This window comes from Pseudoxanthomonas sp. LjRoot125, from assembly GCF_964252705.1.
In the GTDB taxonomy this organism is placed as follows: Bacteria; Pseudomonadota; Gammaproteobacteria; order Xanthomonadales; family Xanthomonadaceae; genus Pseudoxanthomonas_A.
Genome location: NZ_CAXUOY020000004.1, coordinates 1 through 24596 on the forward strand (window position 1 = coordinate 1; position 24596 = coordinate 24596).

The window sequence follows — 24596 nt, forward strand, 5'->3', positions numbered from 1 at the left end:
TTCTTGCGCGGCTTTCGCCAACAATCGACCTTCATCTCACGTCAGGGGGCGGTGCATGAAGCACTCTTGGGTTGTCGGCGCATTTCTTTTCGCCCTGGGGCCCAATGCCTTCGCAGCGGAGCAGGTGTCGGCCCACGCTCGCAAGGTGCACGAGGATGCCCTCGTCCTGGACACGCACCTGGATACGCCCGCCAACCTCGTGCGGCCCGGCTGGAACATCGCTGACGACCATGCGCATGAAGGCGATATGTCGCAAGTCGACTTGCCGCGCATGAAGTCAGGCGGGCTGGATGGCGGCTTCTGGGTGATCTACACCGCGCAGGGTGCGAGAGACGAAGCCGGCAAGCGCACCGCGCGTAACCACGGTCTTGCGCGGCTGGTGGCCATTCGCGAGATGCTCGCGTCCCACCCTGATGCCATGGAGCTCGCATTGACGTCGGACGATGCGTTGCGCATCGCGAAGGCCGGCAAGCGCGTGTCATTCATCAGCATGGAGAATGCCGCACCGCTTGCCGCTGACCCGAGTTTGTTGGAGGTCTATCACCGCCTTGGCTTGCGCATGCTGGGCATCACGCATGTGTTGAACAACGATTTCGGCGACTCGTCCACGGATGCGAAGGGGCCTGAGTGGGGTGGTTTGAGTCCTGCCGGCAGAGCGCTGGTGGCCGAGGCCAATCGCCTGGGTATCGTCCTGGACGCATCCCACGCCAGCGACGCGGTGTTCGACCAGCTGCTCGAGGTGTCCCGTGCACCGATCGTGTTGTCGCATACCAGCGCGGACGCGGTATTCGATCATCCTCGCAACATCGACGACGACCGGATCCGACGCCTCGCCAAAAAGGGCGGTGTCATCCACGTGAACGCCTTCGGTGGCTATCTGGTCAGCATTCCCAAGGTACCCGAGCGCGAGGCTGCGCTCGATGCGCTGTCGGACAAATATGGACCGGAGAGCAGGCTGTCCGTCGAAGCCGCGCCTGCGTATCTGGCCGAGCGCCGGAAGATCGAAGCACGCTATCCGGTGAAGCGCGCGACGCTGGACGACTACATGGCGCACTTGCTGCACATCATCAAGGTGGCGGGCGTGGATCACGTCGGCGTTGGGGCTGACTGGGATGGTGGCGGTGGCGTGGAGGGAATGGAGGATGTCAGCGCGCTGCCGCTCGTCACGGCGCGTTTGCTTGCCGCGGGCTACGGTGAAGATGACGTCCGGAAGATATGGGGCGGTAACCTGCTCAGGGTGCTTCGCGAAACGCAGTCGGTGGCGGAGCCCAGCGCGACGCCCTGACCGCTGTTGGCGCCCTGAACGCCCGCCGATATCCAGCAGGACGCGCGTGCGTTCACTCGCGTAGAGGTGGCGCGCCTGTCGCTGGAACAGGAGGTTTTCCCATGGACGAATCGATCACGCCGCGCCGTTTCGTTGAGGCGTTTACGTACGACATCCCTAAGCACTGGTTGCCGGGAAACGAAGTGGTGTCCTCGCTGCTGAATGCCTACACCGTGCTGGTGCCTGCCAATGAGGCGTTCTACATCCGCACGTTGAATGCGTGCCTGCCGCGCATCACGGATGCATCGCTGCGCAAGCGGTGCCAAGCCTTCATCCGCCAGGAGGCCCAGCATGGCGTCGCGCACAAGCGCTACTGGGAGAATCTGGATGCACAAGGCTATGCCTACAGAGGCTTCGAGCGGATCGTGGACCGCGCCATCTTCAAGACGATGGATCGCTGGGCGCCCTTGTGGCTACGCGCGTCGCTGGTCAGCTGTGTCGAACACATCAATGCGTACCTGGGTTACGAGTTCCTGTCGCAGGCCATGCTCGAAGGAGCAGATCCGCGAGTGAAGGACCTGATGGAGTGGCATTTCGCGGAAGAGATCGAGCATCGCGCGGTCGCCTTCGACCTGCTGCAGGCGATTTCCCCGAGCTATCCGGTACGGCTCGCGGGTGCGGCGACGACGGCCGCGTTGTTCTACCTACTGATGACGGGCCTGGCGGTGGCGTTGCTGGTCCAGGATGGCGCGTTCTGGCGCAGGGCCACGCTCCGCCAGGCTGCCGCCCATCTCGGATCGAACCACCACATGGGCCGTCGCACGATCAGGCACTTGTGGAACTACCTCCGCCCCGGGTTCCATCCATCGCAGTTGGGCGGCGACGACCTCGCCGCTGCCGTCCTCGCGAGGCAGGTGGCCGCGCGCCCCCCTGTTGTTGTCGCGATGGCGGCAAAAGCTGAATGAACGCCTTCCGTCTTCAGGCTACTTCCAGGGCATCAAGAATCCGATCTGCAACCCATTGAAAGGCAATGGGAATTTTTGCGCCCCGCGGCCCCAGAGATTGTTGCACCGGTGGGACAAAGGGAACTTCCCATGTGGTTAGCAGTCGAACCCCCCGACTGCTAACATCCTTGCCCATGAACCAGATCACCTCCACCACCGCCCTGGTCCCCAACAATCTGCCGATCCCCAGCGCCCTGGGTTCGCTCGACGCCTACATCAGCGCCGTGCACCAGATCCCGGTGCTGTCGGTGGAAAACGAGCGTGAGCTCGCCAACCGCTACCGCGAGGACGAAGACCTCGACGCCGCGCGCGAACTGGTGCACTCGCACCTGCGCTTTGTCGTGCATGTGGCCCGTGGCTACAACGGCTACGGCCTGCCGCTCGGCGACCTGATCCAGGAAGGCAACATCGGCCTGATGAAGGCCGTGAAGCGCTTCGACCCCGATATGGGCGTCCGCCTGGTGAGCTTCGCCGTGCACTGGATCCGTGCCGAGATGCACGAGTTCATCCTGAAGAACTGGCGCATCGTGAAGGTCGCCACGACCAAGGCGCAGCGCAAGCTGTTCTTCAACCTGCGCAAGTCCAAGACCCGCCTGGGCTGGATGAATGCGGAAGAGGTCAGCGCGATCGCCAAGGACCTCAATGTGTCCGAGCGCGAAGTGCTTGAGATGGAGGCGCGTTTGTCGGGCCGCGACATCGGCTTCGATGCGCCGTCCGACGAAGACGACGATCATGCGCCGCCGTCGCCGGCCAGCTACCTGGTCGCGCGCGATGAGGATCCGTCGCAGGCCTACGAGCGCGCCGACAGCGAAGACAACCAGCTCGAGCTGCTGCGCGAGGGTCTGGCGAATCTCGACGACCGTTCGCGCGACATCATCAAGCGCCGCTGGCTGGATGGCGAAAGCAAGGTGACGCTGCAGGAACTTGCCGACGAGTACGGCATTTCCGCCGAGCGCGTGCGCCAGGTCGAAGCCAATGCGCTGAAGAAGATGAAGGCCTTGTTCGCCGCCTGACACAACCACCGCAGTGCAAAGATGAGAGGCTCCGCAAGGAGCCTCTTTGCGTTTTGGCGGATTCATCCGCTGCCGAAAGTGTGATCCACTACGCCGCAGTCCGTACCGGACGACGACATCACAGGAGCAGGGCATGCGGTGGGGGAAACAGGGGCGTTGGATCGTGGGGCTGGCTTGGCTCGTCGTGGGCACCTGCGCCATGGCGACGAACGATGTGTGGGCGCGAGGCGCTGATGGAGCGAAGGCGGCGGATGCGCAAGGCCGCATCACCTTCGGGATCGATCGCGAGGAATACGACGCGCAGGCCCGCGCCGCGATGCAGGTGGACCCGGTCGTGGCCAAGCACCTGGGTGCGATCCGCACGGTGTCGCTGGACGAACCTGCGAGCATGGACGAACCCGGCCCCGACGTCCTGGTGTTCGACGTGGTGGGCAGCCGAGGAAAAGGGCGCGTCACTGCACGCTTCATCACCGTCAGCCCGACCGAGGAAGTCCTGGGCCCCGGCACGCTGGTGATGGCGGATGGCACCACGCACGCCATCGACGGAAACGCTGATGCGCTCGCCGCAGAGGCCGAACACGACCACGCGCACGACGATGAAGCGGCGCTCGCGGAGGGCAAGGACATCTTCACCCGGCAGGCGCGCGAGGCCGCGCAGCGGTATCCGCTCGTGCAGGAACACATCGGCCGCATCGACACGTTCACGATGAATGAAGTGGGTACGGGCGCGGCGGCCGGCATGAACACGTTCGTGTTCGACCTCGTCGGCAGCAAGGGGCGCGGCACGCTGGAGGCCGATTTCATCACCGTCAGCGCCGACACCGAGCGCCTGGGCAAAGGCGTCCTGACCTTGCAAGACGGTCGCCGCCTGGCGTTCGAAGGCGAGCCGCGTGGCGCGGATGAGCCCGAGGACGATGAGGCGGACACGTCGCTGTTCGGCGACATGCAGGACAACATCTTCACCCGCCAGGCGCGCGCCGCGGCGCAGCGCTATCCGCTGGTGCAACAGCACATCGGCACGCTGTCGTCGTTCGAACTGGACCTGACGGCCAGCAGCGAAGCGGAAGGCGCGGATGAGTTCGTGTTCGCGCTCGCCGGCGACAAGGGACGCGGCCGCTTGCTGGCCGAGTTCATTACCGTGGATGCGGACACCGAACGTCTCGGCAAGGGCGTGCTGACCTTGGCGGACGGGCGCGAATTCGCGTTCGAAGGCGAGCCGCCGACAGCGGGCGAGCAGGCGTCGTCCCGCGCGGACACGGGGCGTGGCGACATTCCCGACACCTTCGCGCAACAGGACGGCATCTTCGTCCTGCAGGCCAACGCCGCCATGCAGGCGCATCCCGTGGTGAAGCGCCACATCGGCGACATCCGTGAAGCGGCCTTCGACCGTGAAGCGTCGTGGGCGGCGGAAGGCGAGCGCTACATCTTCGATCTGACAGGCAGCAAGGGTGCCGGCCGCCTGGAAGCCGAATTCATCACCGTGGACGCGGACAGCGAGCGGATCGGTGAGGGCGAACTGGTGATGGCGAACGGCAAGCGCTACCCCCTGGGCGGCGAGTAATTCGCGCAAGATCCGGATAGCCGGATCGCCGGTGCGACACGAACATGGCGTCACTTCCACAGGAGTGACGCCATGTCGTTCGTGATCCGGGGCTTGTCCCCCGCCCCTTTCCTGCCGCTGTTCGCGCTCGACGATGCCGCGCTGGCGGCGCGCAACATCCGTCGCGTCGTCGCGGATGCCGACCATGGGTTCCCGTGCCGCGTCACGCTGCAGGACGCGCGTCGGGGAGATGCCCTGTTGTTGCTTCCCTATCTCCACCATGACGTCGCCGGGCCGTATCGCGCCAGCGGTCCGATCTTCGTCAGCGAAGCGGCCCTGGAGGCGTCACCGGTGGAGTTCCGCGACGCGTTGCCGCCCACGTTTCCGCGGCGCCTGCTATCGCTGCGTGCTTACGACGAAGAGGGCGTGATGCGCGATGCCGAGGTGGTCGAAGGCATCGATGCACTTCGCCACCTTCAACGGCTGCTCGATCTGCCGGGCGTCGCCTACCTGCACGTCCACAACGCGCGTCGCGGCTGCTATGCCTGCCGCGTCGATCCGGTCTGATCTTCGTCCTTGCCGAGGATGATCCGCGCGCCGCGCTGGTAGCTCCAGTACGCCCAGAACCAGTTCAGCAGCACGACGAGCCGGTTGCGGAAGCCGATCAGGAAGAACACGTGCGCGGTAAGCCAGAACCACCAGGCAAGCAAGCCGGAGAACTTCAGCCGCCCGAAGTCGACGACCGCGGCCATGCGCCCGATGGTGGCGAGGTTGCCGAAGTCGCGGTAGCGGAAGGCGCCCGGTGACGGGCGTCCCGCCAGTCGTGCGCGCAGCACCTTCGCCACGTGCCCGCCCATCTGTTTCGCGGCGGGCGCGACCCCCGGCACCGGACGACCGTCAGTGCTGAGGGAGGCCAGGTCGCCGGCGACGAAGATGTCCGGGTGGCCGGGTACGCTCAGGTCGGGCTGCACCGCCACGCGTCCGGCACGGTCCAGCGGCACGCCGAGCGAGCGCGCCAACGGCGAAGCAGCGACACCGGCGGCCCATACGACCGTCTTTGCCGGCACGAAGGTGTCGCCGAGCCGGTAGCCGTTGTCGTCGATATGGCTGACCGGCGTTCCGGTCGCCACTTCAACGCCCAGCTTCACGAGTTGCCGGCGTGCCTGCTCCGACAAGGCCTCGGGAAACGATGCCAACACGCGCGGCCCGGCTTCCACCAGGCGCACGCGTGCCTGCGAGGGGTCGATGTGGCGGAACTCGTTCTTCAGCGTGTGCCGCGCGATCTCGGCCAGCGTGCCCGCCAGCTCGACGCCGGTCGGGCCACCGCCGACGATGGCGAAGCTGAGCCAGGCCGCGCGCTTCTCCGGGTCGCTTTCCGCTTCCGCGCGCTCGAAGGCGAGCAGCAGGTGGCGGCGCAGTTGGAGCGCGTCGTCGAGCGTCTTCAAGCCGGGTGCGTGCGCGGCCCATTCGTCGTGGCCGAAGTAGGCATGCGTGGCGCCGGTGGCCACGAGCAGGTAATCGAAGGCGAGGGCGCTGCCATCGGCGAACACCACCTGCTTGTCCTGCGGCGCGATCGACGCGACATCGGCCAACCGCACTTCGACGTTCTGCTGCTTGCGCAGGATGTGCCGCAGCGGCGCGGCGATGTCGGGTGCGGACAGGCCCGCAGTCGCCACCTGGTACAGCAGCGGCTGGAAAAGATGGTGGTTGTGCCGATCGATCAGGGTGATGCGGACGGGCGCCCCGGCCAGCGCGCGGGTGGCCCAGAGGCCACCAAAGCCGCCGCCGACGATGACGACGTGGGGAAGTGCTGCCTGCATGCGCTGTGCTCCTGTCACCGCAGGCGATTGTCGCATGCCGTCAGTGCGCGTCGCGGTCGATCAGCGAGGTGCGCCGGGTGTCGGGCATCCACAGGTACACCAGCAGCGAACAGGCGATGCAGGCAGTGACGTACCAGTAGAAGCCGGTTTCCATGCCGGCCTTCTTGAACCACAGCGCGACCATGTCGGCGGTGCCACCGAAGACCGCCACGGCGAGCGCATACGGCAGGCCCACGCCCAGTGCGCGGATCTCGACCGGGAACATTTCCGCCTTCACCACCGCGTTGATCGCGGTGTAGCCGCTCAGGATCACCAGCGCCGCCATCACCAGCCAGAACGCGTGGTTCGCGCTCTGCACGTTCTGCAACTGGCTGAGGATCGGCACGGTGAACAGCGTGCCGAGCACGCCAAAGGCGATCAGGATGCGGCGCCGGCCGATGCGGTCCGACAGCGCGCCGACGACCGGTTGCAGCAGCATGTAGAAGAACAGCGTGGACGCGTTGATCAGGCTGGCCGTCTCCGCCGCCATGCCGGCGCTGTTGACGAGGAATTTGTGCACGTAGGTCGTGTACGTATAGAACGCCAGCGTGCCGCCCATCGTCAGGCCGACCACGGCCAGCACCGCGCGCGGATGCTGCATCAACGCGCGCAGCGTGCCCTGTGACTGCTGGTGCGTGGCGCTCGCGTCGGATTCGCTGCGGGCGAACGATTCGGTTTCCACCATGTTCCGGCGCAACCACAACGCGACCAGCGCCGCCACCGCGCCGATCGCGAACGGAATGCGCCAGCCCCAGTCGCGTAGTTGCTCGTCGGTGAGGAAGACGCGCTGCAGCGCGATCAGCACGCCGAGTGCGACCAGGTGGCCCATCACCAGGGTGACGTACTGGAAGCTCGACCAGAAGCCGCGGTGCTCGCGGGTGGCCATTTCGCTCAGGTAGGTGGCCGACGCGCCGTATTCGCCGCCGACACTGAGCCCTTGCAGCAGGCGCGCCAGTACCAGCAGCACCGGCGCAGCGACGCCGATGCTCGCATAGCCCGGCGTGCAGGCGATGATGAGCGAGCCCGCGCACATCATCACCACCGACAGCATCAACGCGCGCTTGCGGCCATGGCGGTCGGCGTAGCGGCCAAGCAGCCAACCACCCAGTGGCCGCATCAGGAAACCGACCGCGAAGATCACGGCGGTCTTCAGTAACTGGCTGGTGCGGTCGCCGCCCGGAAAGAACACGTCGGCGAAGTACAGCGAGAACGCGGCGTAGACATACCAGTCGTACCACTCCACCAGATTGCCGACAGAGCCGCTGAAGATGCTGCGCAGGCGGCGGGCGGGCGTCATCGTGTCGGGCGGCGTGGGCGTCATCAGTAGAGGTCCATGGGGTCCACGTCGAGCGACCAACGCGTGCGGCGCGCTTCGGGCAGCGCGTGGATCTGCGGAAGGGCGAGGTCGAGCGTGCGATGCAGTGTGCGGCGTTCGGGCGAGGAGAGCAGCAACTGCACGCGATGCAGGCCCGCGCGCCGCGGCATCGGCGCAGGCAGCGGGCCGTGCAGTTCAAGCGTGGCGTCCTGCGCGCGCAGTGCCTGCTTGGCCGCCTGCAGGAACTGCTGGGCCGCATCCACATGCTGGGCTTCGGCGCGCAGCAGCGCGAGGTGTGCGAACGGCGGGAAGCCCGCCATGCGGCGTTGCTCCAGTTCGGCATCGGCGAAGGCGTGGTAACCACCGTTGATGAGCGTATCCAGCAACGGATGGTCCGGATGGTGTGTCTGCAGCCAGACATCGCCGCGCTTGCCGGCGCGTCCCGCGCGACCGGCGACCTGGATGAGCTGTTGCGCGAGTTTTTCGGTCGCGCGGAAATCGGTGGAGAACAGCCCTTCGTCCACGCCCACCACGGCCACGCGGGTGAGGTGCGGAAGATCGTGGCCCTTGGCGAGGATCTGCGTGCCGACCAGGATGCCCGGGGCCTCGCCCAGCTTCGCCAACTGTTGCGCCAGGCCGTCGCGTTTCTGCGTGGTGCTGCGGTCCACCCGCAGCACCGGCACGTCCTGGAAGGTCTCGGTGAGCAGTTCCTCGAGCCGCTCGGTGCCAATGCCCTGCGGCTGCAATGCAAGGCCACCGCAATCCGGGCAGGCCAGCGGCGCAGGCTGGCGCGCGCCGCAGTGATGGCACTGCAGCCGCTTGCCGGCGCCATGCACGGTCATGGACGCATCGCAGCGCTTGCAGTGCGCGCTCCAGCCGCAGTCGTGGCAGAGCAGCACGGGCGCGTAGCCGCGCCGGTTCTTGAACACCAATGCCTGGCCGCCGGCATCGACGGCCTGGCGCAGCGCCTGCAGCGTCTCCGTCAGCAACCCTGCCTGCTGCGGTCGCTTGCGCATGTCCAGCACGCGCACGCTGGGGGGCTGGGCTTCGCCCGCGCGCCGCGACAGACGCAGATGGATATAGCGGCCGCTGCGCGCGTTGTGCAGCGTCTCCAGCGAGGGCGTCGCACTGCCCAGCACCACCGGCACATCCAGCGCCTTGCCGCGCACGAGGGCGAAATCGCGGGCGTGATAGCGGATGCCGTCCTGCTGCTTGTAGCTGCCGTCGTGTTCCTCATCGACGACGATCACACCGGCGTCGGGCAGCGGCGTGAACACCGCCGAGCGCGTGCCGACCACCACCCGTGCCTCGCCGCGCAGGCACGCGGCCCAGGTGCGGGCGCGCTCGCCATCGTTGAGACCCGAATGCAGCGCATGCACCGGCACGCCCAGGCGGTCGCGGAAGCGCGACAGTGTCTGCGGCGTCAGGCCGATCTCGGGCACCAGGACCAGCGCCTGGCGCCCGCGTGCCAGGCAGTCGGCGATGGCCTGCAGGTAAACCTCGGTCTTGCCGCTGCCGGTCACGCCGTCCAGCAACAGTGCGCCGAAGCCGCGGGTGGCGACGATGGCATCGACGGCGGTGCGTTGCTGTTCGTTGAGCGGTGGACCTGCGCGGGGCACGGGCGTGGGTGCGGACACCGGTACGGCCACGCGTTCGGCCAGTCCCCGCTTGGCCAGGGTGCGCGCGGTCGCGCGGCCCTCGTCCAGGTGCAGGTCCAGTACGTCCTCGTCCAGCGGGGACATTGCCAACAGGTCCGCCAGCCGGCGCGGACGGCTGCCGGCGCGCAGGCGGTCGAACTGGGTTCGCCCGGCCTCGGTCAGTCGCCAGTGCCAGGCGTGGGTGTCGGGAAGGGGTTCGCCCTGGCGGAGGGCGGTCGGCAGCGCCGTGGCGAAGACCTCGCCCAGCGGGGCGTGGGTGTAGCGGGCCAGCCAGTGCAGGGAGTCCAGCAGTTCTCCGTGCACGAGCGGCGCGTCGTCCAGCACCGCCAAGGCCTCGCGCAACTCGGGCACGTCCTCGGCACGGGGCTCGACCGACGCCACGAGGCCCACCAGCTCGCGGCTTCCAAACGGCACGCGGACCCGCTTGCCGACGTCGGCGGGGGTCGGCGCATGGCCGGGGGGCGGCAGGTAGTCGAACGCCTGCGGCAGGGGCACGGGCAGGGCGATCCGCAGGACAGGGGAGGGTGGCATCGGCTGCAGTTTATCGGTCCGCCCGGACGAGGTCAGGTCTTGTGCAGTTGCACTGTTCTCCTGCCAATTTCTTGACGAAATTCACGCAAGTGCCCATCCCGTAAAGGGAAATGGGTTTATCCACATCTGCTGTGGATAAATCTGTGCATGGCGCTGATGCTTCACGGCGCGATGACGTTCCTGCAAGCATTCCAGTCAGGTTGGCGAAAAAAGCGCCACCCACATTATTCCTTTCAATATCAATGATTTGTGCGTGAAACCCAGCTGAAACATGGCGCCCTGCAAGGGGCCCGCAAGCACTCGTGACGGTTTGGTGACCGCTGTGCACAACGCATTTTCGTGGAAACCCTTGTGCCGCCTTGGAGAGCAGGTTCCGACGCGCTGTCAAGCGTCCATACGGCCCCGCAGGCTGTCTATGATCAGACCGTCGAACCCCGGTTTTCGCATGATCCCGAACCACCCGCCAGAACCCCCTCCCGCCGCCCTGGCCGCCTTCCTCCGTGGCTGTGAACGCCGGGGTGCGGTCTTCGCTGCACTCCAGTGTGGCGACGCCGAGCGCGGCGACGTGGCGCTGGCCGCGGCGCTCCGGGCGTTCCGGGCCCACGCGGCGGAGTTGCCGATGGCCGCGTGGCCGGCGCGATTCTGGAGCCTGCTGGTCGCGGCCCCGCCGTTGCGCGCCGAGTCGCCCGCGGCTGTGCGTGCGCCGGCGATGCAGGCGCTCGCCGATATCGCTGCGCCCGATCGCGCCGCCCTGCTGTTGCGGCTGGCGGGCGGGCTGCAGGAAGAAGAGGCGGCCGGCGTGCTGGGCCTCTCCCCCGACGACTACCGGGCCGCGTTGGCACGGGCTTGCCCGCGCGATGCCGCAGGGCGCCCTGACGCCGACGCCTGGCGTCGCTTGGCCGAGGCGGTCCAGACGCACCTGCGTGATCTGCCCCCCGAACGCCTGGCGCGCCTGGCCCGCTTGCGCGAGGAGGCGCTGGCGGGCACGCGGATGCCGCCTGCCGCCGCCGCTGCACCGACCCGTCCGGCAGCGCCCCTCAGGACGCCGCGCCGCTGGCCCTGGGTCGTGCTGGTCCTCGTGCTGATGGTCGCCGCCTTGGCCGCTACTTGGTGGCCCGGTGCGCCGTGGGCGACGCTGCTGCAGCCGGCGCCGGTGCCCGCATCCGATGCGGTCACCCTCACCGATCCGGACATCCGGCAGGAAGCGTTGCCGCCGGCCGAACCGCCCGCTGCGCGCTTCGATGCCGAGGAAGCCGCGCGCACCGATCGTGACGCACCGATGCGCGCGGATCCCGAAGCGGCCACGCTGGTACCAGAGGCCGATTTCCTCGCGTGGTACATCGTCCAGCGCGCGGCCACGGCGGTGGCGGATGTCGCGCCGGAATCCGCGTCGACACCCGCGCCGGCCGAACAAATCGCAGAAGCGCCGCCTGCGCCTGCGGCCGTGGCGCCAGAAGCGTTGCATCCCTGGGAAGCGCTTACCCGACAGCGCGCCGACTATGCGGCGTGGCAGGCGTTGGGCGACGTGGATCGCGCGCGCCTGCGCGTGGCGGCGGGGGATTTCGCGGCGCAGCCACTCGAAGCGCAGCAGGCATTGCGCATGCGCTTCGCCGCGCTCGACGCGATGGAGCATCGCGGTTGGCAGCTGGGCCCCACGCTGGGCGCGGTGTGGCCGCGCCTGCAACCAATGTTCGCCTACGTGCCGGCCGCCGAGCGCGAACCGCTGTTGGCGTTGCTGCGCCAGTTGGATGCCACCGCATTGGACGACCTGGCTGCGTTGTCGCAACGCATTCCGCCACCGGAGCGCGACCGCTTCCGCCACGAGTTGGTCCGGGTACCCGCGGGCGAACGCGCAGCATGGCTGCACGCGCGCCGCGAGCGCTGAGGTCTCAGGCGTTGACCCAGGTGGTCAGCGTCAGGAAGATGAGCGCCGTCACCAGCATCATGAAATACAGCGCGCCGAGCACCGAGAACTTGAGCAGCGTGACGATCCGGTGCTGTCGGTACACGCGCTGCTGCATTTTCAGCAGGTAGATCGGCATCCACACCAGGATCGCGGTCAGCACCGTCCAGTAGGGGATCTTCCACCAGTAACTGTCGGCCGTGACCAGGCTGCCGAACGCCTGGGTCAGGCAGAGCGCCAGGACGCACAGGCACAGGTAGGCGTGGCTGTACAACGCCACCACCAGGTGCTCCAGATACACGCGCCGCGTCTCGATGTAGGCCAGTTTCAGCAACAAGGCGAATACCGGCACCAGCACGAACAGGGCCGACGGCACCGAGCCGATCAGCCGGGTGACGAAGTACTCCGGATCCTGCGCCACGCGCGGGACATTCTCTTCCGCACGCGCCAGTTTCTTGTTGAACCAGCGATTGGCGAAGTCGGGCAGCCAGCCCACGCGCACGGGATTGGTCTCGGCATCGAACGGCTTGCCGTCGATGCTGATCAGGGCGCGCATGGGGATCTCGGGCAACGGTGCACCCGCCGGATAGCGGTCGGGCTGTGCAAGCAATGGATGATCCGGCTGGAGCTGGACGATCCGCTCGCGCGCCAGTCGCTGGGTGGCATAGATGTTCTCTTCGATGCGCTCGCGTACGAAGCCCAGTCCGCGAGGGACGCCCGCGCGCGCCGAAATCAGGCCTTCCAGCGTCTGGTCACGCTGTTTGATGACGCCCTCGACCGTCGTCTGCTTGGAGAAGTCGATGCCGGACTCATTCGGCTTGGCGACCAGGTTGGTGGTGCCGTCGGCCGTCGGCGGCGGTTCCGGAAGCGTCACCTCGCCGATATGCAGGGTCAGCTTCGCCACGAAGAACGTCAGCACGCTGACGATGACGAACAACCGCAACGGCGCCACGAACGGCGCGCGATGGCCGGCCAGGTAGGCGTTGGCCAGCTTGCCCGGCGAGAGCAGCGTACGCAGCGTGCGGAAGATGCGGCCGTCCAGGTGCCAGAACGATTCGAACACCTCTTCCACCGCATGCCCGAAGCTGCGCAGCGGGTTGTGCGCGTTCTGCCCGCACTGGTGGCAGAACCCGCCCTGCAGCGGCGTCTTGCAGTTGTCGCACGCGTTGGCGTGCACGGCGTCGGCTTCGTGCGATGAAGTCATGGGGCGTTCGGACGGTGCGGGTGGCGAGCGGGTAAGATACCGGCCTCCCGTGACCCGGTGCCAGCGCGCGACCGCGCGACCGTAGTCCGGCGGTTGCCCCTCATGTCCCTGCCTCTCTCCCCGACCCCGCGCTTCGGCCAGGAAGTGCGTGCGACGGCCTCCCTCGCCCTGCCGCTGGTGCTAGGCCATGTCTCCACCGGCCTGATCGGCTTCGTCGACAACGTCATCGCCGGCCACCACGCCACCCAGACGCTGGCGGCGGTCACCGTCGGCACGGCCCTGCTGTGGCTGCCGATGATGGTGCCGATCGGCACGCTGATCTCGCTGACGGCGTCGGTCTCGCAGCTGGACGGCGCGAACCGGCGCAGCGAGATCGCCCCGCTGTTCCGCCAGGCGCTGTGGCTCTCGCTGGGCCTGGGCCTGCTGATGTTCGCCTTCCTCAGCGTGGCGCCGTACGCGCTGGCGGCGTTCGGCATCGCGCCCGACATCATTCCCGGCGCGACCGCCTTCCTGCACGGGATCCGCTGGGGCGTGCCGGCGCTGACGTTCTATTTCTGCATGCGCTACCTCAGCGAGGGCACGCACTGGACGCTGCCGACGATGATCCTCGGCTTCGGCGGCCTGCTCGTGCTGGCGCCGGTAGGCTACGTACTGACCTTCGGCAAACTGGGTTTCCCCGAGATGGGCGCTGGCGGGCTGGGCATCGCCTCGGCGCTGACGATGTGGCTGCAGGCGATCGCGTTCGCGGTGTACCTGTCGCGCGCGCAGCGCTTCGCCGACCTGCACCTGTTCGCGCACTTCGATCCGCCGCGTCGCGAACCGATCCTGCAGCTGCTGCGCACCGGCCTGCCGATCGGCATCACCGTGCTGATGGAAGGCAGCCTCTTCATCGTCACCGCGCTGCTGATCGCGCGGCTCGGCGCGACGCCGGCCGCGGCGCACCAGATCGCCATCAACGTCTCGGCATTGTGTTTCATGGTGCCGATGGGCGTGGCCGAGGCCACCACGGTGCGCGTGGGCCATGCGGTGGGCTCGGGCGATGCGCTGGGCATCCGCCGCGCCGCGCATGCGGGTTACGTCATCGTGCTGGCCACGCAGGCGATGTCGGCGCTGTTCCTGCTGCTGGGCCACGACCTCGTGGTGGCGCTGTATACCGACGACCTGGCCGTGGCCGCGCTGGCGGGCACGCTGCTGCTGTTCGCGGCGGCGTTCCAGTTCCCGGATGGCATCCAGGTGCTGTCGGCCGGCGCACTGCGCGGGCTGAAGGACACCCGCGTGCCCATGTGGCTGGCCGTCGTCTCGTACTGGGGCCTGGGCATGCCGCTGGGCGCCGGGTTGGGGCTGGGCCTCGGCTGGGGCCCGCAGGGCATGTGGGCGGGCCTGATCGTGGGCCTGACCGCTGCCGCGGTGCTGCTGGGCTGGCGTTTCGAGCGCAGCAGCCGGCGCCATGAGGCCGCCGCGCAGGCCCCCTTGCCAGCGTCACGGTGACCAACGGGGCATGAAAGCCCCCCGGCCACACGCTACAGTGGCCCCAGTTTCCCGGAGTCTTCCATGAACCAAGTCGCACCTGCACCTCGCCGCAGCCCGGTCGCCACGTTCTTCGTGGGGCTGTGGGACGTGATGAACTTCACCCGCAAGCTGGTCCTCAACCTGATCTTCTTCGGGTTGCTGTTCCTGATCTTCATCTTCTTCATCATTGCCGCCGGCAGTGGCGGGGTGAAGCCGCTGATGGAACGCACGACCTTCGTGCTGGCGCCGGAAGGCCGCCTGGTGGAGCAGTTCACCGCCGACCCCGCCACGCGCGCGCTGGCCAAGGCGCTGGGCGACAAGAGCGGCGAGGAAGTGCAGCTGCGCGACCTGGTGCGCGCCATCGAGGCCGCGCAGAAGGACGAGAAGATCGAGCGCATGCTGCTGCGCGTGGACCAGCTGCAGCCGACCGGCTACGCCTCGCTGCGTGAAGTCGCCGCGGCGCTGGCCAAGTTCCGCGCCTCGGGCAAGCAGATCGTCGCCTTCGGCGAGAACCTCAGCCAGACCCAGTACCTGCTGGCCGCGCAGGCCAACGAGGTCTACATCGATCCGATGGGCAGCCTGGTGCTCGAGGGCCTGGGCCGCTATCGCCAGTACTACCGCCAGGGCCTGCAGGAGAAGCTCGGCGTGGACGTGCACCTGTTCAAGGTGGGCGAATACAAGTCGGCTGCCGAACCCTACGTGCTCGACGCCGCGTCGAAGGAAGCCAAGGAAGCCGACCTGTACTGGATGAACGACGTGTGGCAGCGCCTGCTCGCCGACATCGCCAAGGTGCGCAAGACCACGCCCGAAGCGCTGGCCGCGGGCATCGACACCCTGCCGGAAGGCGTCGCCGCCGCCGGTGGCGACCTGGCCAAGTACGCGCTGCAGCAGAAGCTCGTCGATGGCCTGAAGACGCAGGAAGAAGTCGAGAACCTGCTGATCGAACGCGGCGTGGCCGACGAGGATTCGGAGACCGGTTTCCGCGCCGTGGGCCTGGCCGGTTACCTGACCCAGATCGACGCGAAGAAGAACCCGCTCGACAGCCGCCCGCAGATCGCCGTGGTCGTGGCCGAAGGCGAAATCACCGACGGCGACCAGCCGGCCGGCCGCGTCGGTGGCCTGTCCACCTCGGCGTTGCTGCGCGAGGCGCGCGACGATGAAGACGTGAAGGCCGTGGTGCTGCGCGTGGATTCGCCCGGTGGCGGCGTGTTCGCGTCCGAACAGATCCGCCGCGAAGTGGCCGAGCTGAAGAAGGCTGGCAAGCCGGTGGTCGTCTCGATGGGCGACCTGGCCGCGTCGGGCGGTTACTGGATCAGCATGAATGCCGACCGCATCTACGCCGATCCGTCCACGATCACCGGTTCGATCGGCATCTTCGGCATGATCCCCACCGTGCCGCGCGCGCTGGAGAAGATCGGCGTGCATACCGATGGCGTGGGCACCACGCGCTTCGCCGGCGCGTTCGACATCACCCGTACGCTGGACCCGGCCGTCGGCCAGGTGATCCAGTCCGTGATCGACAAGGGTTATGCGGACTTCACCGGCAAGGTCGCCGATGCGCGCAAGAAATCCGTCGAGGACATCGACGCCGTCGCGCGCGGCCGCGTGTGGAGCGGTGCGCAGGCGAAGGAACGCGCGCTGGTCGACGAACTGGGCGGCATGGACGCGGCGCTGGCCGATGCGGCCAAGCGCGCCAAGCTCGGCGATGCCGATGCCTACCGCGTGCGCTACATCGAGAAGGCCGCCTCGCCGTTCTCGCAGTTCATGTCCGGCCTGGCCGGCACGCGCCTGGGGGCGGCATGGCTGAAGGATTCCGACTTCGCCCGTGCGCTGCTGGCCCGCAGCCTGCCGGAGATAGAAGCGCAGCTGCGCTTCGTCGACGAGGCCGTGAACGACCGCAATGGCGCGCCGGTGAAGACGCTGGCGTACTGCTTCTGCGGGTTCTGATCTCCCGCGACATCGCCTGATCCCACGGGCCGCCCGGGCAACCGGGCGGCCCGTTTCGTGTGTGCCGTGCGATGGCCGGCACGCGCGCAATCCCCGTTGTATGCGGCATCGATGCACGCGTGGGATGCAGATGAACCGTTGGATGAGCGCTGCCATGGCCATGAGCGCGCTGGCATGCGCGGGTGATGCCTGGGCGGTGGAGCCGTTGCTGCCTGACCTGCCGTCCTGCGTGCGTGGGGCGGCGCCGGATGACGCCGGCGTGGTGGCGACACCAGGTGGCTTCATGCTGGTGCATCCCCGCAATGCGGACCTGCCGGACGACTACACCGGCTGCAAGACGTTGTGGGTGATGGATGTCGATCCTGCGCCGTGGCGCTGGGCGACGCTGTGGTTTCGGGACGGGCGCCTCCAGCGCGTGGTGAGCACCATGAAGGACGCCCCTGCACCGCGCATTTGCGACATGCCCGGCGTTGCGCTGCCGGCCGGTTATGCGCCAGCCCCTGCGTGCGAAGGCCTGGACGACCATCCCTGGGTGTCGCTCCGCCTGCCGAGCTGGCCGCGCGCGTGCGCCGGCGATGCGCCGCCTGCGGTGTGCGAGAAGGAGCCGGAATGAAACGAACGATGCAGGCCTGCATCGTGTTGTTGCTGGTGTTCGCGTGCGGCATCGCTGCCGCGCAGCCCATGGATGCCGAGGCGGATTTCGGCGCTTTCCTGGCGCGCTGGCGAGCAGCCATCGTCGCGAATGACGCCGAGGCCATCGCGGGAATGACGCAGGTGCCGTTCCTGTTCGAAAGCGAACCTCATGACCGCGCCGACGTCGCGCGCATGGTGGTGCCGGCCTTGTTGACGGCCGACGTCCGTCGTTGCCTGCGCACGGCGCCGCCGTTGCGAGAAGACGACCGCTACGTGCTGTCGTGCGCGCCCTACCTGTTCTACTTCGGTCGCGTCGACGGGCAGTGGCGCTGGATGGAGTTCGCCGCCGACGGCGAGGGCTGACCCTCAGGGTGCGCTGGCGTCGCCGGTCGCGTCGGCTTCAGCGGCGTTCGTGCGATCGGCCGCGGCCTGCACCTGGGCTTCCACCGCCTCGGCCTTCTGGATCGGCGCCTGCACCGCATCGCGCAGTTCGGTTCCGCTGGGCGTCGTCGATGCGGTGGCCTGCGGTTCCGGCGGCTCGTCGGTGGGCGGCGGCTCGGGTGCGCGGCATGCCGCGGCCAGCAGGACAAGCGAGGCGAGCAGGGCGAAGCGGATCCCGGGCATGACGACGATCCTCGTGTGACGTGGCGCTATGCTACGCCCAACGAAGGAGGAGGCGCACGTGGCGGCGAACCGGTGGCGACTGGAAGGACAACTGGCGCTCGTGACCGGAGCCAGTGCAGGTATCGGGCTGGCGATCACGCGCGAGCTGCTGGGATTCGGCGCCGACGTGCTGATGGTCGCGCGGGATGCGGATGCGCTGCAGGATGCGCGCCAGGATCTTGCCGAAGAATTCCCCGAGCGTGAGATCAGCGTGCTGGCCGCCGACGTCGCCGATGACGAGGATCGCCGCGCCATCCTCGACTGGGCTGAAGACCATGCCGATGGCCTGAACATCCTGGTCAACAACGCCGGCGGCAACGTCACGCGCGCCGCGGTGGACTACACCGAAGACGAGTGGCGCGGCATCTTCGAGACCAACCTCTTCTCCGCCTTCGAGCTGTCGCGTTACGCGCATCCGCTGCTGACGCGGCACGCGGCATCCAGCATCGTCAACGTGGGCAGCGTGTCGGGCATCACCGCCGTGCGCAGTGGCGCACCCTACGGCATGACCAAGGCCGCGCTGCACCAGCTGACCCGCAGCCTGGCCGCCGAATGGGCCGAGGATGGCGTGCGCGTGAACGCGGTGGCGCCCTGGTACATCCGCACGCGCCGCACCTCCGGTCCGCTCTCGGACCCGGACTACTACGACGAAGTGATCGCACGCACGCCGATGCGCCGCATCGGCGAGCCGGAGGAAGTCGCGGCCGCCGTCGGCTTCCTGTGCCTGCCCGCCTCCAGCTACATCACCGGCGAATGCATCGCGGTGGATGGCGGTTTCCTGCGCTACGGGTTCTGAATTGACGTTCGTTTGATCCCGTTCCGTCATCGTCCGCTTCTCGTGGAGAAGAAGGTGCGGACATGCGGCGATGGCTATGGCGGATCGCGAAGTTGGGCGGCTTGTTGGCCTTGGTGGCGGGTATCGGCGCTTTCGCCTACGTGCATGCGCTGGACCTGGGCAGCCAGCCGCGCGCGGATGCGCGCAGCACGGTGGCCGACCTGGATTTCATGCGTGGCGCGACATCTCCCCCGCGAGGGCGGATCCTGGCCGTGGTCACCAGCACCTCCCACTTTCCCGGTGGCGAAAAGAAGGCCGGTTTCGAACTCACCGAACTGGCGCGCGCGTATTACGTGTTCCGGGCCAGTGGCTACGACGTGGACATCGCCAGTCCGCAGGGTGGCTCGCCGCCGATGCGACGCGATGACGAGGACATGGTGGCCACCGACTTCGCCTTCCTCAACGATGCCGACGCACAGAAGCGACTGGAGCGCAGCTTGCCACTGCGCGAAGTGGACCCTGCGCGGTACGTGGCGGTGTATTTCGTCGGCGGCAAGGGCACGATGTTCGATTTCCCGGGCAACACCGACATCCAGCGATTGGTGCGCGAGGTGTACCGGACCGGTGGCGTGATCGGTGCCGTCTGCCACGGGCCGGCCGCCCTGCTGGACGTGACACTGGAGGACGGCAGCCCGCTGCTGCGCGGGCGCCGCGTGGCGGGCTTCAGCAACGACGAGGAGCTGTTCCTGATGAAGGACGCCCGCGTGCGATTTCCCTACCTGCTGCAGGACCGGCTGGTGCAGAGGGGCGCGCGTTATGTGGAAGGTCCGATGTACCTGGACAACACGGTGATCGATGGTCGCATCATCACCGGGCAGAACCCATGGTCGACCTGGTCGACTGCGGAGGCGATGGTACGTGCGCTGGGTCACGAGCCTGCGATGCGAACGCCGGGCCGCGATGAGCAAGCGGTGAAGGTGCTGGCGGCCTACCGCCGGGACGGCATCGATGCCGCACGCCGGGTGCGCCATGCCCACCCGGATGCGGACAAGCATCTGCTGTTGATGCACGCGCTGGTCGCAGGCATGGGGGGACGCCTGGATGAAGCCGGGCACCTGCTGGCGTTGGCGCTGGGCTGACGGCGGGCGCTATTTCCCGCAGTCGCTTTCCGACAGGATGCGCGCGACGCGCTCGTACTCCGCGCGATTCTTCTCGGCGTTCTCGCGCCGTGCGAAGCGGTAGGCGACTTCGGTCTCGTCGCGGCGTTTCTTCCACGCATCGCACAGGCCGCCATCGGGCACGCGTGCGCAGGTATCGCGCACCACCTCGCAGGCCTGCCCCGCACCGGACCGCGGGTTGCCGTCGAGGCCGGTGGTACGTAGCGAAACGCACCGCGAGGCCGGTTCGCTCTCCTCGGTGACGTACGTGTCCTTGTCGTAGGTGGTGCACTGGAACAGCACCGGCGGCGGCAGGCGCGGCGCATCCGCCGCGCGCGCCGGCAACGCAGAGGCAGCGGGCGCAGCCTCCGGCTTCTTCCCGGGCGAGGATGCGGCAGGCGCCTGCGACGCCGCGCCCCCCGGCGCCATCGGCACCGTGTTGACGCCCTGCATCGTGCGCTGCTCCTGCTTCGTGCCCTTCGGGCAGGGTGCGTTCTGCAGCGTCAGCGCGCCGCTGGCGTCGGTGCAGCGGTAGATGACGACCTCGGCGGCCTGCGTGGCCGGCAGTGCGAGGGCGCAACAGGCCGCGAGCAGCAGGCGGTAGGCGACGGAACGTGCGGTAAGGCTCATGGATTCCTGCAATCGTTGGCGATGCGCGCGTCGATGTCGCGCTGTTCCAAGTCTAGCGTGCGGCGTTCGCTCGCCATCGCGCTGCCGTAACGACGCAGGATCTCGTAGCGCCGGTCCGACAGGCGCGCGCAGACCTCGGCCTGCGGCAATGCGTGGCAGGTGTCGCGGATCCAGACGCCGCCCGGCGCGTATCCCGCGCCACCGTGGCCCGGCCGCGGAGGACGAGGCGGCCTTGGATCGCCGCTCTGGAACGAAAGCGTGCCATTGCCGATCGATACGTTGCCCGAGACGCTGGCCGAACTCGTGTAGTCGTTGCGCGGCAGCACCGGATTGCCGGTCGACCAGTACGGCACCCAGCGCAGGTTCCCTTCGCCGTTGTCGCTGGTGTAGGTCTCGCCGTCGGGCGTCACGCATTCGTACATCGGGCGCGGCGGAGACAGATACACCACCTGCACGATGGTGTTGGATGCCGGCGCGGCGGATACGGCAGGCGTGGAGGCCGGGCGCGCGACAGGCGCAGGATCGCGCGGACGCTGCAGGGTGCGGACGTCCTGCTTCTCGCCCTTCAGGCACGGCGAATCCCGCAGTGTCAGGGCCCCACTGGCGTTGGTGCAGCGGTAGATCGTGACGTCCGCAGGGGCGGCCGACTTCGTCGCCTGCGCAAAGGATGGCGTCGGTATCAGGAAAACCGGCAGCAGGAGCAGGGCGAGGCGCGGCATGCCACCATCGTGCGCGCGTGGGAATCAGATGGAAAGCCGGGCGCCGTCGAGGGCGCCCCGTCATTCACGCAGCGCTTGGCCGCTCAGTGCGTCGCGGATCGCGGTGGGGCGGGCCAGGCCGCCCGTCTGTCCGGGCACGGCGGCGTCCACGCGGGCGAGCAGGGCCGGATCGAGTGCTTCGTAATCGCTGACGGCCGGCTTGCCGCTCAGGTTGGCGCTGGTGGACACCAGCGCGCCGCCATAGGCCTGGCACAGGCCCACCACGGTGGGATGGTCGCTGACGCGCACGGCGATGCCGCGGTGCTGGCCGGTGATCCAGCGCGGCGCCTGCGCGGTAGCAGGCATCACCCAGGTGTGCGGGCCGGGCCAGCTCGACAGCACCTCGGTGAGGCGGTCGGTCGGCACCGCGGCCACATCGATCAGCGGTTTGAGCTGTTCCAGCGTGGCGGCGATCAGGATCAGGCCCTTTTCCACCGGCCGCTGCTTGATTGCCAGCAGCCGGTGCACGGCGCCCTCATCGAACGGATCGCAGCCGAGGCCCCACACGGCTTCGGTGGGATAGGCGACGATCCCGCCACTGCGGATCACTTCCGCGGCTTCCTCGATGGTCCTTTCGATGGGCATGGCGTGCGGGCTGGCAGGGGATCAGAACGGTGCGTCGTCCCCGGCGGCGGCCTTGGCGACGGACTTCTTCGCCACTTTCTTGGTCGCTGCCTTCTTCGTCGCGGTCTTCTTGGTGGCCTTCTTCGCCGCCTTCTTGGCGGGCGCCTTCTTGGCCGCCGTCTTCTTCGGTGCCGCTTCCTTCTTGGTCGCTTCTTTCTTCACCGCCACTTTCTTGGCGGCGGCCTTCTTGGCGCCGAAGCCGCGGCGCGCAGGCTTGCCGGTTTCCTCCAGCAACTTCTGCACTTCCTCCAGCGTCAGCGAGGCGGGCTCGCGATCCTTCGGGATCTTGCCATTGAGCTTTCCGTCGCTGATGTAGGGGCCGAAACGGCCGTTCAGCACCTGGATGTCGCTGCCGTCGAATTCCTTGATGATGCGGTTGCGCGCGATCTCTTCCTTCTCTTCGATCAGGAACACCGCGCGAGCCAGGTCGATCGTGTACGGATCGTCTTCCTTCTTCAGCGAGGCGTAGGTGCTGCCGCGCTTGGCGAACGGACCGAAGCGGCCGATGCCGACGCTCACTTCCTCGTCCTTGTCCTGGCCCAGTTTGCGCGGCAGCTTGAACAGCTCCAGCGCGTCTTCCAGGGTGATGGTGTGCATCGACTGGCCGGGGCGCAGCGAGGCGAACTCCAGCTTTTCGTCGGTGTCCTTGTCGCCGATCTGCGCGTACGGTCCGTAGCGGCCGAGGCGGACGCTGACCGGCTTGCCGGACTTGGGATCGGTACCCAGCTCGCGCGCGCCGGTGGCTTCGCTGCGATCAACAGTCTCGGCCTTCTCGTCGACCAGTTCCTTGAACGGGCCCCAGAACTTTTCCATCAGCGGCACCCACTCTTCCTCGCCGCGGGAGACGGCATCGAGCTCGTCCTCCAGCTTGGCGGTGAAGTCGTAGTCCACGTACTGGGTGAAGTGCCCGGACAGGAACTTGCTGACCGCGCGGCCCACGTCGCTGGGCTTGAAGGCGCGGCCTTCCATTTCCACGTATTTGCGGAAGATCAGCGTCTGGATGATCGAGGCGTAGGTCGACGGACGGCCGATGCCGTATTCCTCGAGCGCCTTGACCAGCGCGGCTTCGGTAAAGCGCGGCGGCGGCTGGGTGAAGTGCTGGTCGGCATGGATGCGGTCCAGCGGGACCGTGTCGCCCGGCTTCATCGCCGGCAGCTTGCGGCCTTCGTCTTCGTCCTCGGCGTTCTTCTGGTCCTTGCCTTCCTCGTACACGGCCAGGAAGCCCGGATCGATCACGGTGGTGCCGCTGGCGCGAAAGCTGTGCTGGCTGCCGGCGGCCAAGTCGACGCTGACGGTGTTCAACGTGGCGGGCACCATCTGGCAGGCGACGGCGCGCTTCCAGATCAGGTCGTACAGCTTGCGCTCGTCGTCGCTCAGGTAGCGCGCCATCTGCGCCGGTGTGCGAAGCGCGCTGGTCGGGCGCACGGCCTCGTGCGCTTCCTGGGCGTTCTTGGCTTTCGTCTGGTAGACGTTCGGCTTGTCGGGCAACGCCTGGGTGCCGAAGTCGCGTGCGATGACGTCACGGATCTCGGTCAGCGCCTCGGCCGACAGGTTCACCGAGTCGGTACGCATGTAGCTGATCAGGCCGACGGTGCCTTCCTCGTCGCCGATGTTCACGCCTTCGTACAGCTTCTGCGCGACCTGCATGGTCTTGCGGGTGGTGAAGCCGAGCTTGCGCGAGGCTTCCTGCTGCAGCGTGGAGGTGGTGAACGGGGGGGCGGGCCGGCGCTTGCGCTCCTTGCTGGCCACGTCGGTGACGTGCAGCGAACCCTGTGCGGCCTGCTGGATGCGCAGGCGCGCGGCTTCGGCAGTGTCGCCGTCGGTGACGGTGAACTGTTCGAACTTCTGGCCGTCGAGTTTCGTCAGCTTGGCGGTGAAGGCCTGGCGCGGGTGCATGCACTCGGCCTCGATGCTCCAGTACTCGCGCGCGATGAAAGCTTCGATCTCTTCCTCGCGCTCGACGATCATGCGCAGCGCCGGCGACTGCACGCGGCCGGCGGACAGGCCGCGCTGCACCTTGCGCCACAGCACCGGGGACAGGTTGAAGCCCACCAGGTAGTCCAGCGCGCGGCGCGCCTGCTGGGCGTCGACCAGGTCGCCGGCGATCTGGCGCGGCTGGTTCATGGCTTCCTTGATCGCGCGCGGCGTGATCTCGGTGAACACCACGCGGTGCAGCGGCTTGTCTTTCAACAGGCCGCGCTCCTTCAGGATCTCCGCGATGTGCCAGCTGATCGCCTCGCCTTCGCGGTCCGGGTCGGTCGCCAGGAAGATGTCGTCGGCGCCCTTGGCCGCCTTGGCAATGGCCTCGACATGCTTTTCGTTCTTGTCGATCAGGTCGTACCGCATCGCGAACCCGTTGTCCGGGTCCACCGCACCTTCCTTCGGCACCAGGTCCCGGACATGGCCATAGGACGCCAGGACAGTGAAGTCCTTGCCGAGGTATTTGTTGATCGTCTTGGCCTTGGCGGGCGACTCGACGATGAGCAGGTGCTTGGGCATGTCAGGGATTCAGGGGGATTCGAGGGGCCGTCCGGGGCCGGCTAGGGTGGCCCAAATGCGGGCGCCAGAGAAGCGGACGCCCGGGGCGGGGGCCCCGGGCGTTCAGATTT

Annotated in this window: 21 protein-coding genes; 12 read left to right on the forward strand and 9 right to left on the reverse strand. The window is 67.8% G+C overall.

Features of this window, described 5'->3' with window-relative positions; all coding sequences use genetic code 11:
• Positions 1-55 precede the first annotated feature (55 nt).
• The 5 genes from ACSION_RS18245 (at position 56) to ACSION_RS18265 (ending at position 5388) form a co-directional block, all read left to right on the forward strand.
• Complete coding sequence (locus ACSION_RS18245; RefSeq protein ID WP_435307185.1) at positions 56-1285, forward strand: dipeptidase; 1230 nt, start codon at positions 56-58, stop codon at positions 1283-1285.
• A gap of 101 nt (positions 1286-1386) precedes the next feature.
• On the forward strand, positions 1387-2229 hold the full coding sequence (locus ACSION_RS18250; protein ID WP_435307186.1) for a metal-dependent hydrolase: 843 nt from the start codon (positions 1387-1389) through the stop codon (positions 2227-2229).
• Positions 2230-2402: 173 nt separating this feature from the next.
• Positions 2403-3281: an RNA polymerase sigma factor RpoH gene (gene rpoH, locus ACSION_RS18255; RefSeq protein WP_435307187.1), complete on the forward strand. Its 879-nt coding sequence runs from the start codon at positions 2403-2405 to the stop codon at positions 3279-3281.
• Between the two features lie 133 nt (positions 3282-3414).
• Positions 3415-4842: a hypothetical protein gene (locus ACSION_RS18260; RefSeq protein ID WP_435307188.1), complete on the forward strand. Its 1428-nt coding sequence runs from the start codon at positions 3415-3417 to the stop codon at positions 4840-4842.
• 72 nt (positions 4843-4914) lie between these two features.
• The gene (locus ACSION_RS18265; protein ID WP_435307189.1) at positions 4915-5388 is read left to right on the forward strand and encodes a DUF1203 domain-containing protein; all 474 of its coding nucleotides are present in this window, start codon (positions 4915-4917) and stop codon (positions 5386-5388) included.
• On the opposite strand, the gene ACSION_RS18270 is transcribed toward ACSION_RS18265, so the two are convergent.
• Genes ACSION_RS18270 through ACSION_RS18280 form a run of 3 tightly spaced genes read right to left on the reverse strand, consistent with a single transcriptional unit; the run spans position 5361 to position 10184 of the window.
• Positions 5361-6641, reverse strand: a complete 1281-nt coding sequence (locus ACSION_RS18270; RefSeq protein ID WP_435307190.1) for an NAD(P)/FAD-dependent oxidoreductase — start codon at positions 6639-6641, stop codon at positions 5361-5363. The genes ACSION_RS18265 and ACSION_RS18270 overlap by 28 nt on opposite strands.
• Positions 6642-6681: 40 nt before the next feature.
• The gene (locus ACSION_RS18275; protein WP_435307191.1) at positions 6682-8001 is read right to left on the reverse strand and encodes an MFS transporter; all 1320 of its coding nucleotides are present in this window, start codon (positions 7999-8001) and stop codon (positions 6682-6684) included.
• Positions 8001-10184 (reverse strand): primosomal protein N', encoded by a 2184-nt coding sequence (locus ACSION_RS18280; RefSeq protein ID WP_435307192.1) that lies wholly within the window; start codon positions 10182-10184, stop codon positions 8001-8003. The genes ACSION_RS18275 and ACSION_RS18280 overlap by 1 nt, the downstream gene beginning before the upstream one ends.
• A 445-nt stretch (positions 10185-10629) precedes the next feature.
• On the opposite strand from ACSION_RS18280, the gene ACSION_RS18285 reads away from it, so the two are divergent.
• Complete coding sequence (locus ACSION_RS18285; protein ID WP_435307193.1) at positions 10630-12069, forward strand: hypothetical protein; 1440 nt, start codon at positions 10630-10632, stop codon at positions 12067-12069.
• Between the two features lie 4 nt (positions 12070-12073).
• Here ACSION_RS18285 and ACSION_RS18290 read toward each other — a convergent pair whose 3' ends face one another.
• A complete protein-coding gene (locus ACSION_RS18290; RefSeq protein ID WP_435307194.1) occupies positions 12074-13291 on the reverse strand; it encodes a DUF3667 domain-containing protein in 1218 nt (405 codons plus the stop codon).
• A 102-nt stretch (positions 13292-13393) separates the two neighbouring features.
• On the opposite strand from ACSION_RS18290, the gene ACSION_RS18295 reads away from it, so the two are divergent.
• From ACSION_RS18295 to ACSION_RS18310, 4 genes are all read left to right on the forward strand, one after another.
• The gene (locus ACSION_RS18295) at positions 13394-14779 is read left to right on the forward strand and encodes an MATE family efflux transporter (protein ID WP_435307195.1); all 1386 of its coding nucleotides are present in this window, start codon (positions 13394-13396) and stop codon (positions 14777-14779) included.
• Between the two features lie 63 nt (positions 14780-14842).
• On the forward strand, positions 14843-16747 hold the full coding sequence (gene sppA / locus ACSION_RS18300) for a signal peptide peptidase SppA (RefSeq protein ID WP_435307196.1): 1905 nt from the start codon (positions 14843-14845) through the stop codon (positions 16745-16747).
• A gap of 142 nt (positions 16748-16889) precedes the next feature.
• Positions 16890-17360: a hypothetical protein gene (locus ACSION_RS18305; protein ID WP_435307197.1), complete on the forward strand. Its 471-nt coding sequence runs from the start codon at positions 16890-16892 to the stop codon at positions 17358-17360.
• Positions 17357-17743 (forward strand): hypothetical protein, encoded by a 387-nt coding sequence (locus ACSION_RS18310; RefSeq protein ID WP_435307198.1) that lies wholly within the window; start codon positions 17357-17359, stop codon positions 17741-17743. The genes ACSION_RS18305 and ACSION_RS18310 overlap by 4 nt, the downstream gene beginning before the upstream one ends.
• A 3-nt stretch (positions 17744-17746) precedes the next feature.
• Here ACSION_RS18310 and ACSION_RS18315 read toward each other — a convergent pair whose 3' ends face one another.
• Positions 17747-18004, reverse strand: a complete 258-nt coding sequence (locus ACSION_RS18315) for a hypothetical protein (protein WP_435307199.1) — start codon at positions 18002-18004, stop codon at positions 17747-17749.
• Positions 18005-18062: 58 nt separating this feature from the next.
• On the opposite strand from ACSION_RS18315, the gene ACSION_RS18320 reads away from it, so the two are divergent.
• Positions 18063-18839 carry an SDR family oxidoreductase gene (locus tag ACSION_RS18320; RefSeq protein WP_435307200.1) on the forward strand — a complete coding sequence of 259 codons (777 nt, stop codon included), beginning with the start codon at positions 18063-18065 and terminating at the stop codon, positions 18837-18839.
• Positions 18840-18901: 62 nt separating this feature from the next.
• Positions 18902-19957, forward strand: coding sequence for a type 1 glutamine amidotransferase domain-containing protein (locus ACSION_RS18325; RefSeq protein ID WP_435307201.1), 1056 nt, complete (start codon positions 18902-18904; stop codon positions 19955-19957).
• Positions 19958-19966: 9 nt separating this feature from the next.
• Here ACSION_RS18325 and ACSION_RS18330 read toward each other — a convergent pair whose 3' ends face one another.
• The 4 genes from ACSION_RS18330 to ACSION_RS18345 are packed head-to-tail and all read right to left on the reverse strand — an operon-like array spanning position 19967 to position 24486.
• Complete coding sequence (locus ACSION_RS18330; protein WP_435307202.1) at positions 19967-20605, reverse strand: DUF4124 domain-containing protein; 639 nt, start codon at positions 20603-20605, stop codon at positions 19967-19969.
• Positions 20602-21324, reverse strand: a complete 723-nt coding sequence (locus ACSION_RS18335) for a DUF4124 domain-containing protein (RefSeq protein WP_435307203.1) — start codon at positions 21322-21324, stop codon at positions 20602-20604. Before ACSION_RS18335 ends, ACSION_RS18330 begins: the two co-directional genes overlap by 4 nt.
• A gap of 60 nt (positions 21325-21384) precedes the next feature.
• On the reverse strand, positions 21385-21948 hold the full coding sequence (locus ACSION_RS18340; protein WP_435307204.1) for an L-threonylcarbamoyladenylate synthase: 564 nt from the start codon (positions 21946-21948) through the stop codon (positions 21385-21387).
• 21 nt (positions 21949-21969) lie between these two features.
• Complete coding sequence (locus tag ACSION_RS18345; RefSeq protein WP_435307205.1) at positions 21970-24486, reverse strand: DNA topoisomerase I; 2517 nt, start codon at positions 24484-24486, stop codon at positions 21970-21972.
• Positions 24487-24596 lie beyond the last annotated feature (110 nt).

What these genes read in the sequence shown, in the direction of transcription:
- ACSION_RS18340 (WP_435307204.1), bottom strand. Translation starts at nt 21,948, where the DNA reads ATGCCCATCGAAAGGACCATCGAGGAAGCCGCGGAAGTGATCCGCAGT.
- ACSION_RS18330 (WP_435307202.1), bottom strand. Translation starts at nt 20,605, where the DNA reads ATGAGCCTTACCGCACGTTCCGTCGCCTACCGCCTGCTGCTCGCGGCC.
- ACSION_RS18295 (WP_435307195.1), top strand. Translation starts at nt 13,394, where the DNA reads ATGTCCCTGCCTCTCTCCCCGACCCCGCGCTTCGGCCAGGAAGTGCGT.
- ACSION_RS18280 (WP_435307192.1), bottom strand. Translation starts at nt 10,184, where the DNA reads ATGCCACCCTCCCCTGTCCTGCGGATCGCCCTGCCCGTGCCCCTGCCG.
- ACSION_RS18305 (WP_435307197.1), top strand. Translation starts at nt 16,890, where the DNA reads ATGAGCGCTGCCATGGCCATGAGCGCGCTGGCATGCGCGGGTGATGCC.
- ACSION_RS18345 (WP_435307205.1), bottom strand. Translation starts at nt 24,486, where the DNA reads ATGCCCAAGCACCTGCTCATCGTCGAGTCGCCCGCCAAGGCCAAGACG.
- ACSION_RS18290 (WP_435307194.1), bottom strand. Translation starts at nt 13,291, where the DNA reads ATGACTTCATCGCACGAAGCCGACGCCGTGCACGCCAACGCGTGCGAC.
- ACSION_RS18315 (WP_435307199.1), bottom strand. Translation starts at nt 18,004, where the DNA reads ATGCCCGGGATCCGCTTCGCCCTGCTCGCCTCGCTTGTCCTGCTGGCC.
- ACSION_RS18285 (WP_435307193.1), top strand. Translation starts at nt 10,630, where the DNA reads ATGATCCCGAACCACCCGCCAGAACCCCCTCCCGCCGCCCTGGCCGCC.
- ACSION_RS18250 (WP_435307186.1), top strand. Translation starts at nt 1,387, where the DNA reads ATGGACGAATCGATCACGCCGCGCCGTTTCGTTGAGGCGTTTACGTAC.
- ACSION_RS18310 (WP_435307198.1), top strand. Translation starts at nt 17,357, where the DNA reads ATGAAACGAACGATGCAGGCCTGCATCGTGTTGTTGCTGGTGTTCGCG.
- ACSION_RS18335 (WP_435307203.1), bottom strand. Translation starts at nt 21,324, where the DNA reads ATGCCGCGCCTCGCCCTGCTCCTGCTGCCGGTTTTCCTGATACCGACG.
- sppA (WP_435307196.1), top strand. Translation starts at nt 14,843, where the DNA reads ATGAACCAAGTCGCACCTGCACCTCGCCGCAGCCCGGTCGCCACGTTC.
- ACSION_RS18260 (WP_435307188.1), top strand. Translation starts at nt 3,415, where the DNA reads ATGCGGTGGGGGAAACAGGGGCGTTGGATCGTGGGGCTGGCTTGGCTC.
- ACSION_RS18275 (WP_435307191.1), bottom strand. Translation starts at nt 8,001, where the DNA reads ATGACGCCCACGCCGCCCGACACGATGACGCCCGCCCGCCGCCTGCGC.
- rpoH (WP_435307187.1), top strand. Translation starts at nt 2,403, where the DNA reads ATGAACCAGATCACCTCCACCACCGCCCTGGTCCCCAACAATCTGCCG.
- ACSION_RS18245 (WP_435307185.1), top strand. Translation starts at nt 56, where the DNA reads ATGAAGCACTCTTGGGTTGTCGGCGCATTTCTTTTCGCCCTGGGGCCC.
- ACSION_RS18265 (WP_435307189.1), top strand. Translation starts at nt 4,915, where the DNA reads ATGTCGTTCGTGATCCGGGGCTTGTCCCCCGCCCCTTTCCTGCCGCTG.
- ACSION_RS18270 (WP_435307190.1), bottom strand. Translation starts at nt 6,641, where the DNA reads ATGCAGGCAGCACTTCCCCACGTCGTCATCGTCGGCGGCGGCTTTGGT.
- ACSION_RS18325 (WP_435307201.1), top strand. Translation starts at nt 18,902, where the DNA reads ATGCGGCGATGGCTATGGCGGATCGCGAAGTTGGGCGGCTTGTTGGCC.